Origin of the sequence: Maribacter ulvicola (genome assembly GCF_900155985.1) — a bacterium.
Classification (GTDB): domain Bacteria; phylum Bacteroidota; class Bacteroidia; order Flavobacteriales; family Flavobacteriaceae; genus Maribacter; species Maribacter ulvicola.
Genome location: NZ_FTMA01000001.1, coordinates 1,496,446 through 1,516,189, shown reverse-complemented (window position 1 = coordinate 1,516,189; position 19,744 = coordinate 1,496,446). Strand labels below are relative to the sequence as shown.

At 36.7% G+C, this 19,744-nt stretch carries 12 protein-coding genes; 1 reads left to right on the top strand and 11 read right to left on the bottom strand.

Going from position 1 to position 19,744, the window contains the following annotated elements:
- Positions 1–3: 3 nt before the first annotated feature.
- The 3 genes from BW936_RS06515 to BW936_RS06505 are packed head-to-tail and all read right to left on the bottom strand — an operon-like array spanning position 4 to position 6,424.
- A complete protein-coding gene (locus BW936_RS06515; protein ID WP_159439004.1) occupies positions 4–1,698 on the bottom strand; it encodes an alkaline phosphatase family protein in 1,695 nt (564 codons plus the stop codon).
- A complete protein-coding gene (locus tag BW936_RS06510; RefSeq protein ID WP_076547461.1) occupies positions 1,661–3,214 on the bottom strand; it encodes a SusD/RagB family nutrient-binding outer membrane lipoprotein in 1,554 nt (517 codons plus the stop codon). Before BW936_RS06510 ends, BW936_RS06515 begins: the two co-directional genes overlap by 38 nt.
- A 30-nt stretch (positions 3,215–3,244) precedes the next feature.
- Entirely contained in the window at positions 3,245–6,424 is a 3,180-nt protein-coding gene (locus BW936_RS06505; protein WP_076547459.1) for a SusC/RagA family TonB-linked outer membrane protein, read from the bottom strand.
- A gap of 258 nt (positions 6,425–6,682) precedes the next feature.
- Here BW936_RS06505 and BW936_RS06500 point away from each other — a divergent pair, with 258 nt between their 5' ends.
- On the top strand, positions 6,683–7,249 hold the full coding sequence (locus BW936_RS06500; protein ID WP_076547457.1) for a helix-turn-helix domain-containing protein: 567 nt from the start codon (positions 6,683–6,685) through the stop codon (positions 7,247–7,249).
- 91 nt (positions 7,250–7,340) lie between these two features.
- Here BW936_RS06500 and BW936_RS06495 read toward each other — a convergent pair whose 3' ends face one another.
- The 8 genes from BW936_RS06495 to BW936_RS06460 all read right to left on the bottom strand — a co-directional run bounded on the left by BW936_RS06495 (position 7,341) and on the right by BW936_RS06460 (position 19,721).
- Positions 7,341–8,024: a phosphonatase-like hydrolase gene (locus BW936_RS06495; RefSeq protein ID WP_076547455.1), complete on the bottom strand. Its 684-nt coding sequence runs from the start codon at positions 8,022–8,024 to the stop codon at positions 7,341–7,343.
- Between the two features lies 1 nt (position 8,025).
- The gene (locus BW936_RS06490) at positions 8,026–9,183 is read right to left on the bottom strand and encodes a TIGR03364 family FAD-dependent oxidoreductase (RefSeq protein WP_076547454.1); all 1,158 of its coding nucleotides are present in this window, start codon (positions 9,181–9,183) and stop codon (positions 8,026–8,028) included.
- Positions 9,176–10,468: a DUF5690 family protein gene (locus tag BW936_RS06485; protein ID WP_244156171.1), complete on the bottom strand. Its 1,293-nt coding sequence runs from the start codon at positions 10,466–10,468 to the stop codon at positions 9,176–9,178. The genes BW936_RS06490 and BW936_RS06485 overlap by 8 nt, the downstream gene beginning before the upstream one ends.
- A gap of 527 nt (positions 10,469–10,995) precedes the next feature.
- Positions 10,996–12,753, bottom strand: a complete 1,758-nt coding sequence (locus BW936_RS06480) for a RagB/SusD family nutrient uptake outer membrane protein (protein ID WP_076547452.1) — start codon at positions 12,751–12,753, stop codon at positions 10,996–10,998.
- A 17-nt stretch (positions 12,754–12,770) separates the two neighbouring features.
- The gene (locus BW936_RS06475; RefSeq protein WP_244156170.1) at positions 12,771–15,992 is read right to left on the bottom strand and encodes a SusC/RagA family TonB-linked outer membrane protein; all 3,222 of its coding nucleotides are present in this window, start codon (positions 15,990–15,992) and stop codon (positions 12,771–12,773) included.
- Positions 15,993–16,196: 204 nt separating this feature from the next.
- A complete protein-coding gene (locus BW936_RS06470) occupies positions 16,197–17,162 on the bottom strand; it encodes a FecR family protein (RefSeq protein ID WP_076547448.1) in 966 nt (321 codons plus the stop codon).
- 101 nt (positions 17,163–17,263) lie between these two features.
- On the bottom strand, positions 17,264–17,827 hold the full coding sequence (locus BW936_RS06465) for an RNA polymerase sigma-70 factor (RefSeq protein ID WP_076547447.1): 564 nt from the start codon (positions 17,825–17,827) through the stop codon (positions 17,264–17,266).
- 100 nt (positions 17,828–17,927) lie between these two features.
- Positions 17,928–19,721, bottom strand: a complete 1,794-nt coding sequence (locus BW936_RS06460; RefSeq protein WP_076547445.1) for an alkaline phosphatase — start codon at positions 19,719–19,721, stop codon at positions 17,928–17,930.
- Positions 19,722–19,744: the final 23 nt, after the last annotated feature.

Sequence of the window (19,744 nt, the reverse complement as noted above, 5' to 3'; positions counted from 1 at the left end):
CTTCTAGTTCTTTCTTAAAAGATTGGTCGATAAAATCTGATTGGGTATTTCATCACTTTTCACATACACATCTAACCAGCCGTCACCACCACCATTAAACCAAAGGACTTCAACGGTATGATTTCCTTTTTCAAGTGCAATGCTTCCATTTTTTGTTCTTACGCCGTGGTCACCATCGTTATCTACCACCAAATCACCATCAATAAACAACTGACTGCCATCATCTGATCTTGTGGCAAAATTATAGTTGTCATCCGTAGATATTTCAAGTATACTTTTAAACCGGAACAGTGTATTCGATTGAATATGTTGACGCACTTCTTCCGATGAAAACTCGAATACGGCACCTGTAGCATCTGGTTTTCTATTACCGATAGATGGAATAAACGACAGGTTATCCAAATGAAAGACTTCATAAGAAATAGGTGCTTGATGTGTATTTGGTTTTATTCTGAAATACGCTTCACTAACCGCACTACTTAATTTTCCATCTACAAAAACAGCGCTTTTTACCACTGTATTTTCTTTAAGTAGCTTTGTTGCCCTAAAGGTATCAGCATCAGATTTTGGCATACTACCATCTAATGTGTACTTTATTTCACCCTTTGTATTCGGGTTCTTTAAAATTAGTTCTGCGAAATCAGTATACAATCCGCCATCAGCAGCATAACCTTTTGCAGGATTTTGTAATTCTGGTTTTTTCAATGGTACCAGAACGGGATAATCATCTGCTACCTTCTCCCCTTCAAAAGCTTCTAAAACCGGTTTGCCGATCCAAGCACGTGGCGTCTTAATATTTAAGGCATGTGCAACGGTAGCGGCATTATCATATTGATACACCGGGTATTTAATTTGATAGTTCTTTTTAATGCCCTTACCCCAAAGAATAAAAGGAATTTCAACCTCATCTAAAGATTCACCACCATGACCTTTACCTGTACCGCCATGATCAGAACTGACAACTACCATGGTATTACCCGCCAAATCTGACTCGGCAATGGCTTTCATTACTTTCGCCAATAGCGAATCTCCTTTTTCCACTGAGGCATAGTATTCTTTTGTTCCGTGCCCAAATTCATGACCTGCATGATCTATATGATCAAAATGAATGAAGGTAAAAAGCGGATTTTTCACTTTAATATAACTACTAGCACTCACTGCAGTCTCTTCTTCCGTAGCCGAATTTTCGTTAAAATCAACGGCACTTTTTTCAAATAACCGACCAAAACCGCCCCAATGATAAATGGCTCCGATTTTCTCCGATTTTCGTTGTTCACGTATCAAATGAAAAATACTAGGAAATAAAAACGGTTCGCTCTGCGTCACTGCCGGTAAAACTAAATTATCTTTCTCCCAAGAATTGGAAGTAATGCCATGCTGTTCAGGACCCGCCCCCATAATCATGGATGCCCAATTAGTACTGGAACTTGTAGGCAAAACTGCCCTGGCATGCATTGTTGAAGCTCCTTCGCTGATCAATTTGTCAAAAGTAGGCGTATGTGCATTTTGGAGTCCGTCCGGGCTTAAACCATCAAAACCGATGACTACCACATGGGTGTCTGCAGCACCCATTTTATCTTGCCTCTCATAATTACAAGACCATAGGGAGATCATCCCTATGGTCAGTACAATAATTAAGGTGTATTTTTTAACCTTTTGCTTAATCAACATCCCACCAAAGTTTGGTATTAATATCATCTGCACCCATACTTTGAACAGCGGCATTATAGTTTTCGTTGTTCGTAGATTTCACAGCATTAGGATATTGAAAACGTACCGGCACCCTACCATCGTTTACAGCATCAGGACCAGGAACAACCTCTGGCATACCCGTTCTTCTCCAATCTGACCATCCTTCAAAACCTGTGTAGAAAAGAGAGATCCATTTTTGAAGGGCAATTTTAGCCAAGTTATCATCCGTTGCACCAGTAAGTGCAACATCCGCCTGAGCAACATACCCATCTAAATCTGTAGCCTGCATGGCATTCGCAATATCTGACCATCCGCCAGCAGCAACTCTTTCAGTGTAATATGTAAAAGAAGCTCTAATTCCGTTTTCATAATACATTGCCGCATCACCAGAAGAGATAAATCCTCTTTCTGCCGCTTCCGCCAAAATAAACTGTAATTCAGAATAACTCATGATTATGGTATGCGAAGCTGTAGCAGAAGCTTCTTCTGGATTACATGCTCTACAACCTAGCAATATGCCCAACCTAGAAATGAAGTTAGATCCAGACTCATCTGGGTTTCCAGACGGACTGTAGCCTAATGCAGCCTCATCATCCAATCCGTTAGGCATACCAACGTAATCATCAAAATCTTCAGAGAAAATTCCCTTTTCAGAAGCTGTAGTAGGCTGTGCAAAAACATACAACCTATTATCGTTCAAATCTTTTAAACGAGTTTCTAAAGTTTGGCTTAATCGAACCTCATCAAAACTACCACTACGGGTTTCATATTTTGGTTGTGGGTTATCAGAATTCCATTCCACGAAAGCCATATCCTCATTGCTCTCAAAAATTGGATACGCAGTTGGATTACTTGTAATTTGGGTCATTCCTGCAACGGCAGTTGCATTATCCACATCACTGATTCTCATTAGCAGACGAAGTCTTAACGAGTTTGCAAACTTTCTCCATTTTGCAATATCGCCATCGTAAAAGATATCACCAGAGATATTATCGGCATTGGTCAAAACCGTATTTGCAGTTTCCAAATCTTCCAAAATACCTGCATAAATAGCACTTTGTGCATCAAAAGCAGGGGTTACATTACCATTTTCAATACCCATGGTAGCCTCAGAATAAGGTACATCTCCGTAAGCATCAGTAACATAAGAATAGATCCAAGATTTCATTACCAAGGCAACGCCGTAATAATTCTGTGCATTTTCGTTAGCCTCCGTATCCTTAATAATATTTTCTACATCACGTAAGGATGCATATGCGTCATTATAAGGATCACCAGAAGGAGACCAGTTATAAGTATCTCCACTGGTAAATTGAAGTCTTGCCCCATATTGCACCACGGTAAAACCTTCTTCCCAACCTTGACCGCCCCAATTGTAGGCCATTTCTCTTTGTACACCCGGTAATAATAAGCCTGGAGCTGCAGAAGCAGGGTAATTTGGGTTGACATTGATGGTTTCAAAATCTTCGGTACAGCTAATTGCCAGTACCAAGGAACATATAAATAATAGTATTTTTTTCATGATTTCTTTATTTTATAGTTTCTTCTACTCTTAGAAATTAACCTGTATATTTAAGGTAAACGAACGTGAACTAGGGTAAGACATATTCTCAATACCCGGTTGAAGCGTGCCACCAGATACCCCAACAGTTTCAGGGTCAAAATGCGGATTATCTGTCCATAAAATCAAATTTCTACCCGTTACAGAAATTCTTGCATTGGTAATAGGAAGTTGGTTGATCATTTTCTGTGGGAAAGAATACCCTAAAGAAACCTCACGAAGTTTAGTGTAAGAGGCATCATACTTTGCCGCTTCAACATTATCTCTTTCGTAGTATCTGTTGTTATATGTCCTAGCATCTACATTTAAGGTATTTGGCACATAATTGGGACTCTCTGAAGTACCGGTGTTTACAACACCTTCCGCTACGATTCCTGTTTCCCTTCCTTCTACTGTTTCCTGTAGTTGACCAGAAGTACTACCAATGGTTTTTGTTCTAGAAACTACGATACCACCTTGTCTGGTATCGATCAAGAAACCTAAATCGATATTCTTATACTTGAACGTATTCTGCATTCCCAGAGTGAAATCTGGCGCATAATCACCTTGGTATACCAAATCATCGGTACGCTCAGGAATACCTTGGTTGTTAATGATCATTTGACCAAAATATTCACTGTTCTCATCTTCTACCCTTTGAAAACCTCTACCGTAGATAGCACTGATAGACCCACCTTCACGCGCTTGAATATATGCCCCGTTCGCTTCGGTCAAAGTAAACTGAATATCATCGCCTAAATCGGTCACTTCACTTTTATTACTAGCAAAATTGAAAGTAGAGCTCCATTTAAAATTATCTGTAAGTACAGGAACAAAGTTCGCAATAGCCTCAAAACCGTAGTTACGTACTTCACCGGCATTGATCAGCTGACTGCTATAACCACTAGCGATATCAGTACTAATATTGATAATTTGATTTTTTGTAGAACTATCGTAATACGTAAGGTCTAAATTGATTCTGCTTTGTAAAAATCGCAGGTCTAAACCAAATTCATAAGAACCCGTAATCTCCGGTTTCAAATCAGCATTCGGTATCAAAGAAGATTCCGTTAAAATTGGCGTAGAACCATCGAACGGAGTCTCATTTTGGTAAAAGCTACGTAATCTATATGCATCGGTATCATTACCTACTTCAGCATAAGCAGCCCTTACTTTCGCAAAAGTTACCCAGTCTGGCATATGGAACATATCACTTGCGATACCACTTAGTGTTACCGACGGATAGAAATAAGAGTTGTTCCCTTCTGGCAATGTACTAGACCAGTCATTTCTACCGGTAACATCCATAAACAATACATTGTCATAACTAAATCGTGCATACCCATATAAACTGTTGATGCGCTTTTCGCTATTGTTAGAACTTACCTGTACCGCCTGTCTACTATTGTTAAAAGAGTACACCCCAGGATTAATTAATTGTGGTGCAACACTTTTAGTAAAATCTTGCTTTTGACGTAATTGGTTTCCACCAGCAGAGACATTTAAATTGAACTTTTCACCAAAGTCCTTATCATAACTTAATAAGAAATCAGAGTTACTTTCTTCAAAGAAAATATTATCCTCTTGGTAGGTTCCAAATGGAAAACGCTGTGTACTAAAAGCTCTTTTACGAACTCTAAAATCCCTATAGAAATCGCGCCCGCTACGTAGTAATAACTTCCAGTTTTCGCTGATGTCATAGGTAAGGCTCACATTACCGAACATACGGTCCTTATCTTGCGCATTTGTATTTTCATACATGGTAAAGTAAGGGTTGTCATGGTAATTGTAGTTGTAGTTGAACTGCTGTGTACTCTCTAAATCTGGTTGCCAGTAATCTCTAAGGTTGTTGGTATTCAATTGACGGCCATACCAAATAAATAGATACATAATACTTTCAGTACCATAGCCAACCGCAGGCCTGTTATCACTATCGGTTTTTACATAATTCATATTGGCATTTACCTTCACTTTATCCGATACGTTCATGGTACCAGAAAAGCTTAAAGTATTTCTTCTTAGATCTGTATTGGGCAACGTCCCTTCTTGATCTAAATTCTGAAAAGACAAACGCATGTTGCCCATTTCGCCACTTTTAGAAATAGCGATGCTGTTGGTCTTGGTAATACCGGTTTCAAAGAAATCTTTTGTATTATCAGGTTGAGATACCCAAGGGGTTGGAATTATATCGGCATCACTTACAAAAGTATCACCACCACGAGTACCGTCTGTTCTTGGAGAATCAAATTGCGCAATCATAAGCCCCGTATCCAATCTTGGTCCCCAACTTTCATCAACACCATCGGCAATACCAGACCCACTTCCATCTACAAAAGAGAACTGTTGGTTGTTCCCTTGACCGTATTCATTTTGCCAATCTGGCAACATCAATACATTTTCAATAGTAATACCAGTATTGAAGGACACTCCCAATTTACTACTCTGAGATGTTCCTTTCTTGGTAGTAATAATTATGGCACCGTTCGCAGCTCTTGACCCGTACAGTGCGGCAGCAGCCGGACCTTTTAATACGTTAATAGATTCAATATCCTGCGGATTTATTTCTGCAGCACCATTACCATAATCTACACTTTGCGTACCCGATCCGCTAGAGCCAACAATTTCATTACTAATAGGTGTACCATCTACAATAAACAATGGCGAGTTACCATTAATGTTCAAAGAAGCATCGCCACGTATAGAAATTCGGGCAGAACCACCCAACCCTGTAGGGCTGTTGGTAATTTGCAAACCGGCAACTTTACCTGACATACTGTTCAAAAGGTTTGGTTCTCTCGCCTGAACAACCTCATCGTTATCCAACTCTTGAGAAGCATACCCTAAAGACTTCTTTTCCCTTTCAATACCTAATGCCGTTACCACAACCTCATCTAATTGCTGTGAATCTGGTTGTAAAGAAAAACTCCCGGTACGCTTATTGGCTGTTTCAAATTCTTGTTTAATGTATCCTATATAAGATATCACTAAAATCTCGTTTGAATTTTTTAATTCAATTTTAAAATTACCATCAAAATCTGTGGCAACTCCGTTCGTTGTTCCTTTCACTACTACGGTTGCGCCGGGCAGTGGAACTTGGTTTTCATCTAACACGACCCCTGTAAAAACAGATTGGGAATGTGCTACAAAACTTGCCAAAACAGCAACCATTGTAATAAGTAATGTTCTTTTCATTTTATTCGTATTTGTAAACTTTTGTTTGTTAGTTTGGCAAATATCTAAATGAAAACTGAATGAATCTACTTATAAATATTAAGCAATTGCAACCATTATAAGTGAAAAGTTAGCTAAAAGTTAGCTAAATATTATTTACAAATATGCAAAACGTAAGTTTTATGTTAAGTCCCGTGAAAATCAATGTTCAGCGCAGCTCAATAAACTATAATCCAATAAATTTTATTTTTCATTATGTTTGTAGGAGAACACGTATGAATGGATGATTACCTTATTGGAATAGGAAAACGGATTAAAGAGATTCGTAAAAACGGAAAATTGACAATTAGTGAAATTGCCATGCGAGCCGGAGTAACATCTGGGCTTATCTCTAGAATAGAAAACGGAAGAACAATACCTTCCTTGCCCGTTCTTTTAAAAATTATAAGTTCTTTGGATGTGGAGGTAACGGATTTCTTTGGCGGACTACCACAATCTAACGGAGTTAACTTTATAGTTTCGCGAAAAGAGGACAATACATTGATTGAAAAAGAAGATGATGCCGTTGGGTTTTCATATTCCTATATTTTCGGAAAGCAACTGAACAGTATTGGTTTTGAAGCAGTTTTACTTCACGTGCACCCAAACTCTAAAAGAGAGAAAGTAATAACGGATGCTTATGAATTTAAATATATGCTTTCTGGAGAATGCTACTACCTTATAGGAGAAGAAGAAGTTCTTATCAAGGAAGGAGATTCTATTTTCTTTGATGGCAGAATTGCCCATGTACCCGAAAATAGAAGTAATAGCACAGCTACCATGCTGGTATTGTACTTCTTTATTTAGTTCTTAAATAAAATATCGAGAACCTTAGGAATACCTATGGTTCTCAATAGCTTATGATTTCAAAAATATTTAGCTAATTTTATTTATACAATTAACCATAGGTAATTAAGTCCATTAAACCGGTCAAACTATCTAATACATATGTAGGGTGAGCGCTCAACAATTGTTCACGGGTATGCGCACCTGTTGTAACACCTATAGTTACACCGCAATTGGCATTTTTCCCCTCTTCAATATCAATGATAGAATCCCCTGCTTTTAATACAAACTCCTGTTGTTGCACATTTAATTTCCTCATAGCTTCCACGATCATATCTGGATTGGGCCTACCCAGAACAACATCATCTGCCGTAACAAGCACATCATATTCTTTTCCCACATTCCAATTCATTTTATCAAGCAACAATTGAGCGGTGCTAGTATCATAACCGGTATTGAGGGCTACTTTAATCCCCTTATTCCTTAAAGTATACAGCAATTCCGCTACTCCATCATAACTAGTAACCTTTAGGTCATTATAGGCTGTAATCAATAGTTTTTTAAAATCCTTGAAAATAGAAGCTGGCATAGCCGCATCTACAGTACCAATATCGGCAGCTATGATATCCTTAATTGCTTGATGTTTCTCTTTACCGGCACCATGTTCTAAAACAAAATCTAGGCTTACTTGAAACCCACGTTCATTAATGGCTTTTTGGAGTGTTTTATACACGACATTGTCCTCGTTGACAACCGTACCTGCCATATCAAATACGGCTAATTTAATTGTATGCATGTTAAATGTTAAAAAGTTGATTTATATTATGTTTTGCAAAACCTGCACTACCTGTCATACCTTTACCACCAATACCAGTGACAATATGAATATTCTCATCTATAGTTTTTTCAAAAATATCTGAATTTTTACATTGGGAGTACATACCAAACCAGCGTTGATCGATCTCATAAGTTGGTAATTGAAATATCTCTTTTGCTTTGTCGATCATCAGGTTATCAATCTCCATATTGAGATCAAAACCTAAGTCATCTATATTTTCGGCAGCTGCATATTCATGAGAGTCGCCCAGTATTACACCACCATCCATAGCCTGCTTAAATAAAATATGCACACCCCATTTCTTTTCAAGGCTATCCAGCGGTTCTCTGGATTTTATTTTTAAGTAGGACGGACACTCGGCAAATGCTTCATAACGCCTAATGGAGAGCCCTGTTAAAATTGACCCACTAATCTTATAATTACCCTGTGGTTTTGTTTTCATCATTTGCAGCTTAGAAATCTCTAGATCACTCATTGCAAACAATTGCGGATATAATGTTTTAAAATCATTACCGTTACAGATGATCACTTTTGATGATAATAACATTCTACCATTAGCTAACTGCGTACTAACTTGATTACTTAGCGCATTACACTCAATAACTTTTGCCCTGTAAAAGATACTAACTCCTTTCTTCTTCAAGTATTTATGCATGCGCCCGATCATAGTTCGTGGCTCAACGGTAATTTCTTCAGGAAAAAATAAACCTGCTTTTACATATTTCTCATTTAGTCCTGGGTATTTACTAAGACATTCTGACTTTGTAAACAATATTGAAGTATAATCATTGGCGCGATTGATTTCGCGTAACTCTTCAATTAACTGAACTTCTTCATCATCACTTGCTAAATAAATAGAACCTTCTTGCCGTACCGTAATATCAAATTTAGCGTGTATTTTCTTGTATGTTTTCAAGCTTTTACGACCGTACTCTTGCCATTTGGTATTCATACCTGAAGGCACTACTTGTCCAAAATTGCGAACAGTTGCACTCTTAGGCATGTTATCCTGTTCTAACAGTGCAACTCTAAGTCCTTTTTTCATAGCATGATAGGCATGAAAGGTTCCCAACACACCTCCACCTACTACTACTACATCATAATCTAAATCAGCCATTTACTATCGGTATTTTAAAATCTATATTAGAATTCTGGGTTTTATATTTCTTTTGAAAATATACCATTGATATCATAGAAATACCTACCCCTAAAAAAGCAATGCAATATATTGAGCCCATAAAAAACTGGAGCCAAGAGCTATTTGATTGTCCAAAATTCTTGTAGAGCAATACCGCCATACTACCAAGGTAACCAAAGGAATCTGCTATATAAATGAGATAACCGGCATTACCTTCAATCTTAAAAGCAGCTATCATTCTATCAAAAAATATGCAATTAAAAGGTACATAGCAGGCATAGAGACCAAAACCTATAAGTATCATCCAATATACAGGAGATAAGACACCTTGTTGAAACAAAAATGTAGAAACACCTATGAGCATACTTGCTAAAATTAAGAGGTAATGAAAACCTATAAATGCTTTAAAATTACCTTTTACCACACCAAACAAGCCTAATATTAAGAGTACTAAAATTGCAATAGGGAGTTCTGACAGGGTATAAATAGAAGCATCTCCCGAGAATCCCACACTATCCCACAACTCTCTGGAGAAATTATCCCTAAAATCCCGTAAAGCAGTTAGTGCCGTATAAAACACCACCAAAATTAGCATAGGAAATGAAAATCGTTTTAAGACTTGCTTTCTGTCCGCTGCGCACATGGGTTTTCTTTTTTTTCTAAGTTGTATATCTTCTGCTGTAGGAGCTGGTAGCTTTTTTAAAAAATAGAGACAGATAAAAAATGGCAGTAAAAACACAGCACCTGTTGCGGCGGGCATCCAAAATTCTGAAATGGTATACGTTTTCATTAACCATAACCCAACAGATTTTACGGCTCCGCTAGATACTATAAAGCTTGAACACAAGATGATACCTAGTATTTCGGTCATTTTTCTACCCTCCAGGTAAGAGAATGTAATTCCCCAAATCATTCCTAAAGAAAGTCCATTAAAGAAAAAGAGGATGAAATTATAAGGTTTAGGCAGTAGTCCAAATAAAATGAGCGTCAACTCTGCGAATAAGATCATAGTGGTTAAATACGCAACTCTATTCTGGGCTTTTAAACCTGAAACTATCCTAATACCGCCAAATTTAGATAGCATATAACCAATAACTTGAGCTAGAATAAGAAGTATCTTATAGTCTATACCATATACCATTTCACCATCAAAAGTGGCTACGGAAAAAGGTTTTCTAAAAGCATACATACAAAAATAGAGACCAAATGAAGCTAAAGCTCCATTTAGAAGTACCAACATATTTATTTTAGAAACTTTAAACACCTAATATTTGTTTACTAATAGTAAATTATTAGGTCAAAAATCTAAAATTATTTACTATTTGTAACTTTTTAGATGTTATTAGATGGTTATAAAAAAGCGTAGATTAGGTTAACCCTTTGTTTTATAAGTCGATTTTCAAAACTCATATCCCTTACTTTAAATCTACGTTAAAATTCACTGACTTTAGCCTTAACATTATCTACCGGAATACTTGAGTCGTTATTCTTATTACCAGGCCTTTTAAGTGTAATTCTTCTTTTTCAGTATCGTTTATGGCGATTTGAAAAAACAAAATAATTTTCACTGAAAAAATTTATTTAAACCTTCTCTTTCAAACTATATATCTATAAATTGCATTTCTGAGATAATGGTAAACTGATTTAAAAAAACAAGAAATATACTTAGAAAGAAAATCAGAAAACAGATGCCATGTAGATCATACCCTTACATTATAGCAACTACTTTTATATAAAAAAAACGGCAAGAATATAATTTCTTGCCGTTTCTAAATTATTAAAATTATTTGATTAGTACCCTTGGTTCTGTTCTAAGAAACCATCTATACCTGAAGCACCATCAACAGCACTTTGTGGTATTGGAAATAATCTATGGTCCACATCCGTATCGGTTTTGTCTGTCCAAGTATCTTCATACTTTCCAAAACGGATTTGATCTCCTCTTCTAAAACCTTCCCAATACAATTCAAATCCACGTTCACGAAATACAATATCAGCGTCTACAGCTGTTAATGGAGCCGGAGTTTGATCAGGGCGCGCCGTTCTTGATGTTCTTACCGTATTTACATCTACCAAAGCACCTGCGTTATCACCATTTCTTAATTTGGCTTCTGCCCTCATTAGGTAGATTTCCGCTAATCTCATCAATACCAGATCAACACTACTGTTACCGTTCCCGTTTGGCGAGGTATGGCTAAATTGATATTTAGACGCTCTATAGCCTGTATTATGTAATGAACCTTCATTGGAAAAATCAACTTCTAAGGTATGATCTACATAACCTATATCTCTTGCAGGACCGTTCCCTTTTATTTGCTTTATCGGCAATATTTTGACCGTACCATCATCACAAGTTAAAAACTGACCATCATCACCTTTGCGAGGGCCCCATTGAATTCCACGAAGGATACCTCTATCCATTTCAAAATCAACATCTTTAACACAGTAAAAACTATCTTCTGTTTCGGTTTCCAATAATTTCTCTCGTCCTTCTAAATCTTTTAATTGAGCAGCTGGCACAAGGGTGTTTCTTTGATAAAAACGGGCATCTGCTTCTGCAGGATCCACATCTCCGTAGGCATCTACCCATGTTTGATAAAAATCTGAAGTAACCGCTGGCCCGTCAGTACCATCGGCGCTTGGCCATTCTGGCCTTGGAAACATAGATCCGGCAATAGACCAATATGCCCAACGGCTATGCTCTCTTGTTAATACGCCACGTTGATCTAGAGCAAAAATCAATTCAGGATTTGAGTTGTTTTCATCATTGAACAATTCAAAATATTCAGGTGATAATGAGAAGTTTCCAGAATTAATAATGCTATTGGTATATGAAATTACCTGATCCATATCTGCCTGTGTAAAATTAGGAGTTCCGTAGGGATCGCGATACACAGCAGCGTTCAGGTTCAGTCTTGCAAGAAATCCATATACGGCAGACTGTGTAATTCTACCCGGACCTTTATCATCATTGATAACATCTACTACAGATAACAATTCGGCTTCAATGTAATCAATAGCCTCTTGCGTTCTTAATACTTCAGAAAGTTCTTCTGATGATTCTTTCTTTAGTACAATTCCCCAGCTATCTAACAATAACATATTCAAATACGCTCTTAAGGCTTTCATTTCATACAAAGCGCCCGCAGCTTGGGCATCTCCTTCATCCGCTAAAGGTGTCAATACTTCAATTGCCGCCAATGTTCTTGAAATATTAGTGGTAAGCTCGTTCCACCCACTGGAAATCAAGTCATTTGTTGGTGTAAAATTATGACTATGTGCCGCCAAAAACTTACCGCCATCAAACCAATCTGTACCACCACGATAAGGCAATGTAGCTTCATCTGATGGTATTAATTGTAAACCATAATAATTGGTATGCCTCCACGTCCAAGAAATATAGCCATATGCAGGTGCAATTGCCCCGCTAATAACTTCTGCCTGGGCACCGGTTAATGATTCGTCCAATAATTCTTCTTCTAGATCCGTACAGCTCCATGTTAAAAAAGCAGCTAGGAACAAGGTTGTTATGATGAGTTTATTTTTCATTTTGAAACTATTTTTTTTTAAAAGGATACATTTAAGCCAAACAAGATTGTTCTGGAATTAGGGTAAGTATACCTATCGATACCGAAGGTTTGAACACCATCTATTTCACTACCGGTATTTACCTCTGGACTATATCCAGTGTAATCGGTAATCGTAAATAAATTTTGACCGGTCAACGTAAAACGAATATCATTTACATAATTGTCCAAGCCAATTTTACTAGCTAAAAGATTATACCCCAAAGTAGCATTGTTCAACTTAAGGTATGCACCATCTTCTAAGTAACGCGTAGACACTTCGTTAGAGTTACTGACATCTTCATTTGGAAATTGAACAGCAAAATTGGTGGTATTCAAATTTCTACTCAATTGACCTTTTGAGAAAGACGACATAGCCGTATGGTTATAAATTTTATTTCCAGATACGCCATTAAAATTAAATCCTAAATCAAAATTCTTATAATCGAAATTCAAGTAGAACGCATAGGTAAAATCAGGCAAAGCACTACCAGCCGCAATACGATCATCATCTAAAATTTCGCCATCTCCGTTTACATCTCTATATTGGTTTAATCCATCTTCACCAATACCTATAAACTCTTTCATATAGAAAGTACCAATAGCTTCATTATTTAAATAACCATTGATCGTTGCACCGGTTTGACCTCCACCTTGTGCGGCACCCGTAGTAATAATAGCAAAAGGAGAATCAGTTACCTCGTTACTTATAAAAGTGGCATTACCACCAATGTTGAACGAGAAATCTGAACCGATCATAGTTCTATAATCCAATGCTAATTCTACACCAGAATTATGAATTTCCAAGTCTTCTAAATTGGTCCATATTTTTTCAGTTGGCTGAATAGGATCCACTCTATTTGCAAATAAAACTACGTCTGTTGTTATTTTATTAAAATAATCAAGAGTACCCGTAATCTTGTTGTTCAGGAAACCGAAATCTAATCCGATATTGGTTTGCGTAGCAACTTCCCATTTTAGATTGGGGTTTGCCGTACGTGCAGGTACTGTACCAAAAGGATAACCGTCTAAAGTGGTAGCGCTATCATTTAAAGGATAGGTGTCGTTGTCACTTTTACTGTCTATATAACTTGCCAAGGACACCTTGTTATCTATACCCTCTTGACTACCGGTTTGTCCCCAGCTTGCACGAAGTTTTAAGTTGTTAACGAAGGTATCTTCTGCCAAGAAGTTTTCTTTACTAATATTCCAACCTAAAGCAACAGAAGGAAAATAGCCGTATTTATTGTTGGCTCCAAATTTAGAAGAACCATCGGCACGCATTGTAGCCGTCAGCAAATACTTGTCTTGATAACCGTAATTTACCCTCCCAAAGAAAGACTGTAGTTCATTCTTCTCTGCCGTAGCGTTCAAGTTAGTGGCATATTCCTGACTACTGATCTGATCTTGATATCTTGGATCTATACCATTATCTGCAAAGCTTTCCAATTCAAATTTCTTTTGCTGAAAAAACACCTCTTGGTATGAATGCCCCACTAAAACCGTTGCTTCATGATCATTTTTTTCAAAAGTATAGGTCAATGTATTATCTACTTGGGTATTTTGGTTGGTTGTGATCCAAGTGTTCAAATAACCTTGGTTTAAATCTTCAAGTAATGCATATGGCGCACGTTGTTGATCTCTATTTGTAGAAGAATAATCTACGCCCAAATTCAGTTTATACGTAAGTCCTTCAATAATTTCTACAGAGGGTGCAATATTTGCTAGAATACGGTTACTATTAGACTCATCACCATAAAGTTGATTACGAACTAAAGGATTTAATCTATTATCGTTCAACAAGGTTGGAGAGCCATTGGTATAAAGTGGTATGGTAGGGTTTAACTCTAGCATATCTGTAACGGTTGCACCAGCATCAGGCCTGTTATTCAATGTTCTGGTAGCCGATAAGTTAAAATCTACATTTAACTTGCCATCCAAAGCTTTTTGATTCAAGTTTAAACGACCGGAGTATCTTTTCAAAGAACTATTGGCAAAGGTACCTTCTTGATCGTCCACCCCCACAGAAGCATAGTAGTTGAATTTATCTGATGCACCACCGCTCATTGAAAAGTTTACATTTTTAGAAATCCCCGTTTGTGTCAACTCATCTTGCCAGTCCGTATTTGCTCCACCGTCAAGTAATGTGCCACCGACAGCAGGAACTTGTCTTCTAAATTCATCTGCAGAAAACACATCTATTTTATTTGCCAAGGATACAAAAGCGGTTGAAACCGAAACATTCATTTCTGTTTTTCCGGTTTTTCCTTTCTTAGTAGTAATTACGATTACTCCGTTTGCCGCACGCGCCCCATAAATAGCTGCAGCAGAAGCATCTTTTAACACATCCATCGATTCTATATCTTGCGGGTTTATGAAGTTTAATGGATTAGATGCCACACCAGTAGAGGTGTTATCAATAACAAAGCCGTCAATTACGAACAAAGGTGATGTACCCGATCTAAAACTACCAATACCACGAATAACGATATTTTGCGAAGCGCCAGGCTCACCGCTTACCGAAGTAATATTAACACCGGCAACTTTACCTTGCAACAATTGCCCAGGATTGGCAACCACCCCTTTATTAAAGTTTTCACTTTTAACCGATGCTATAGAACCCGTAACATCTGATCGTTTTTGTGTACCATACCCAACAACCACAACATCATCTAACTGTGTAGCATCTTCTACCAGTTGTATGGTAATCGATGTTTGCCCTTGTACTGCAACCTCCTTGGTGGTAAACCCTAAATAAGAGACCTCAAGTATGGCATCGCTTTTGGCTTCTAAAGTAAAATTACCGTCAAAATCCGTAGTTACCCCATTTAACGTTCCTTTCTCCAAGACTGTAGCGCCCACCAAAGGAATACCGGCAGCATCTGTTACCGTACCGGTTATGGTAAGAAACTCAACCTCTACAACCCTTTTATACACTTTGGGCTTCACAGTTATAGAAATTGTTTTGTTCAACCTTTTAAATGAGAGGTTGGCATCTTTGGCCATGAGTTCTAAAACCGAACGTAAAGACACACCTTCATGGGTAATATCATAGGTATTCTTTAACTTACCTACTTTACGGTCATAGACGAACTTAAAATCTGTCTGGCTTTCGATATCGCTTAAAATATCTAATACAGAAGCGCCTTTAACAGCAATATCCACTTTATAATTTTCTAGTTTTTGGCCCCTAAGGTCAGCTGCAAGAATGGGGTTCAGCATCGCCATGATTAAAAGGAGACAAAACGTATTGAATGTCAACTTGATAAATTGTTTAATAGTTAGCAAATTCATAATTTTACATAATATTTAATGGTTGTTATTAATAATAATTGTTGAATACATGACAGTCTGTTTTAGCTCGCCAAAGTGTTACAGGCTGTCTCTTTTTTTAAGTTTTTACATCATTTATTCATCTCAGTTTAATTAGTTCTTATCTATACATTTACCTTTGATCAAGATGTCGTTATCCTCTAAATATTCAAAGGACAATCCTTTTTTCACATAGCTTATACTTTCCAAAACATTAGATAATGTGGCACTATCGAAAGAAGCGGTAATATGACAATCTAAACGCTGATCATCTTTAAAAGTAAAAGTGACTCCGTACCATTTCTCAATCACCGTTAGCGCATCTTTTATTCCTATATCATCAAACTTTAGAATACCTTTTTTCCAGTTAATTAAATCATCACTGTTGACTTCTTTTTTTGAGATACTGTCAGATTTTTTATGAAAGACACCTTGTTCATTTGGGTGTAGTAAAACGGTGGTACTCTTTGCTCCTATCTGTACTTTACCCGTTGCAACGGTAACCGATATATTATCACTAGTAGGGTAAGCGTTTATATTAAAAGAAGTACCTAACACTGTTGTACTTAAATTTCCAGACTTGATTATAAAGGGTTTCTTAGTATTTTTAGCAACATTGAAAAAAGCCTCCCCAACAAGTTTCACCTCTCTAGTATTACCCTCAAATGATTCAGGGAAAGATATGGTACTACCTGAATTTAATTTTACCTCGGTACCATCTGCCAAGATAAAGTCCATCCGTTTTCCCCAATCCGTACTTTTTACAATGTAAGACATGGTTTGGGGATTTTTGTCGTCGCTAGCCAACGTGTAATATACCAATGCACCTATATTTATAACAATTGCTACAGATGCTGCAATTCTAAGCCAAGGTCTTACAGACTTCTTATGTTGTTGATTTTTAATTCGACTCAACATTTTTTGACTCAATTGTTTTTTATGTGCATCGCCTTTAAATACACTTTTCTCGTTTTCAAGAATTAAAGAAGCATCGAACTTTTCTAAGAGTTTTTCCTCTTTGACAGTAATTGTACCTTTTAGGTACTTCGCCATTAGTATTTTTACTTCTTTTTCGGTCATTATAGTTTCATTACAATTTTAAGTACCAAAAATGATGTGGTACGCACATAAAAAATGTGCTATTAATGATTTCTTAACAAAAAATACCCTTAGTATTAACTTTAAAAAAAGAGCGTTCGAGCCAATGCCAATTCTTTACGGAGTTTTCGTAAAGCAACAGATATTTGGTTTTCTACGGAACGTTGAGATATGTCAAGTCTATTGGCTATCTCCTTATTATCTATATTATTAATACGACTTAACCTAAATATGACTTGGCACCTTCTGGGAAGCTTGGAAATAATTGTATTAATCTTACCAGACAATTCAATAGCATCATTGTTTTGATCAATTGCCGAGGCAATTGATACCTTATAAGCTACTTCTAATTGTATTTTATTGAATTTATTGTCTCTTAAATGATTGTAACAGCGATAGCGAACTGCCTTGAATAGATAGGACTTCAGATATTTAATATCATGTTGGTTTCTTCGCTGCCAAAAATCAATCCAGATGTCCTGTACTATATCTTTAGCAAGATTGTTATTCATGAGTATAGAACATGCATATGAATACATTGGCTCCCACAAAATTTCAAACAATGTATTAAAAGCCTTCTGATCTGATTCCTTAACACGAACAACCAGATCTCCAATAACACTATTGTCTATATTTTTCTTATTCATCTACTACAAAAACATATAAATTAATTATAGAAGTTTTACAGTTCTATAAACATATGACAAAATATACTTATAAAAAATTATCAATTTAATAGTTTTGTCTTTATTTTTTTGTAGATATCTTCATTATGTTCAGTAATTTTAAGAATATTTCATTGTTCTCATAAACCCCCTGAAACTCTTGTGACATTGGTCCATATGCAAAAACAGGAACCATGACACCGGTGTGGTCATGGGTAGTAAAGTCTGCCTCAATTTCGTGATTTCCTACATTACCTTGTGGTATGGTCAACCCACCTGTTTCATGATCTGCTGTAATTATGACTAGTGTATTTTTATCAGCATCGGCGAATTTTAATACTTCGGTAATTGCTTTGTCAAAAGATATACTTTCTTGTACAACACCTTTAATATCGTTTGCATGACCATAACTGTCAATTTTAGCCCCTTCTAACAGCAAGAAAAAAGGTTTTTCTTTTTTATCTAAAAAGGATATTGCGTTTTTAGAAGCTATAGCCAATTTGGAAACATTTAATTCCGCTTTCTTCTCTGTAGATTTATGAAACCACGCTCCTACTTTTTTATCTGTGCTAGAACCTACAGTACTGATATCAGATTTCATAACAAAACCTGCATCTTCAATTCTATGGACCGTATGAGTAGGTTGCGAGATAAATAGTTTTAATGCAGCATCATGCAAATCTAAAGCAATCTCTTTTACCATACCTCTATCTGTTTGGTGTGCAAAAAAAGAAGAAGGTGTAGCTCCAGTGATTTCATCAGTGGTAACGATCCCCGTATTAAAACCATTTTCAGTAAGTATTTCTGTTAAATTTGGAATTGCTTCACCGTTTATATCTGTACCAATTGCCCTATTATTGGTTTTTTCTCCCGTAGCGATCGCCGTTCCCGCACCGGCCGAATCGGTTGTGAAGTCGTCGGCAGATTGCGTTTTAATTAACCCTATACTTTTAAGCTGGGTCAAGGATAATGCTCCATTATTTGCCAAAATTGCCGATGACATCTGTGTTAAACCGTTACCATCACCGATCATTAAAATTATGTTTTTTGGAGTACGTTGTGTCTGATCAGATTTAAAAGTTGGGGTATATACTTCTGAAAAAACAGTATTGCTTACCACCCTATCCTTTAACGAAGAAAGATAAGTTACACATTTATTGGGCATATCTGTATTAATATAATCTACACCCATATTTGCAAAAGCTTTCCAAGCTGATTTAGAGTCTGGGGTTGCCCAAAAACGAAAAGGTTTATTAAGTTCGTGCGCCTTCTCTATAACCTCAGCAACATTTTTATAATCCTTGGCAGTCAATCTTCCCTTTCCGTTCCACTGCGAATATTTTTTAAAACTCAGGCTAACCATTGCAATTTTGTCCAACGATTTAGTATCGGTAACTGGTTGCAAACTTTGATAGTCAAAAAATATATAATCAGGATAATTAACATACTCTTCAACCTTAGGTCTATTACCGGAGACCACAATTCTAACATTAGTACTATTGGTTATTAAAGGGTATTTCTTCAAGACCTCAACGATAGCATCAATTGTTGTATAGGCATTTGTCTTTACATCTATCATTAATTGCAAAGATCTATTAGCAATTAAATCTAACTGCAACACTTCTTTCAAGGGATCCAAATACAAACGTTCTAATGTTCTATATTCTTGAATTTCATCTAATTCGTGAGCTACCATTAATTTTCCGTTTTCGTAAAAAACATCTACTTCAATAGAATTCACCTCAGCACCCAGTGCTTTCCATAATGGAATATTTTGCTGGTAATCATTATGAGAATGTACTTTATACTCTTGCGAAAAACCTGAATAGACTCCAATAACCAGCAAACAAGCTATTGTAAATTTTGAAAATCTCATAAATTAATTATTTTAAAAATGGA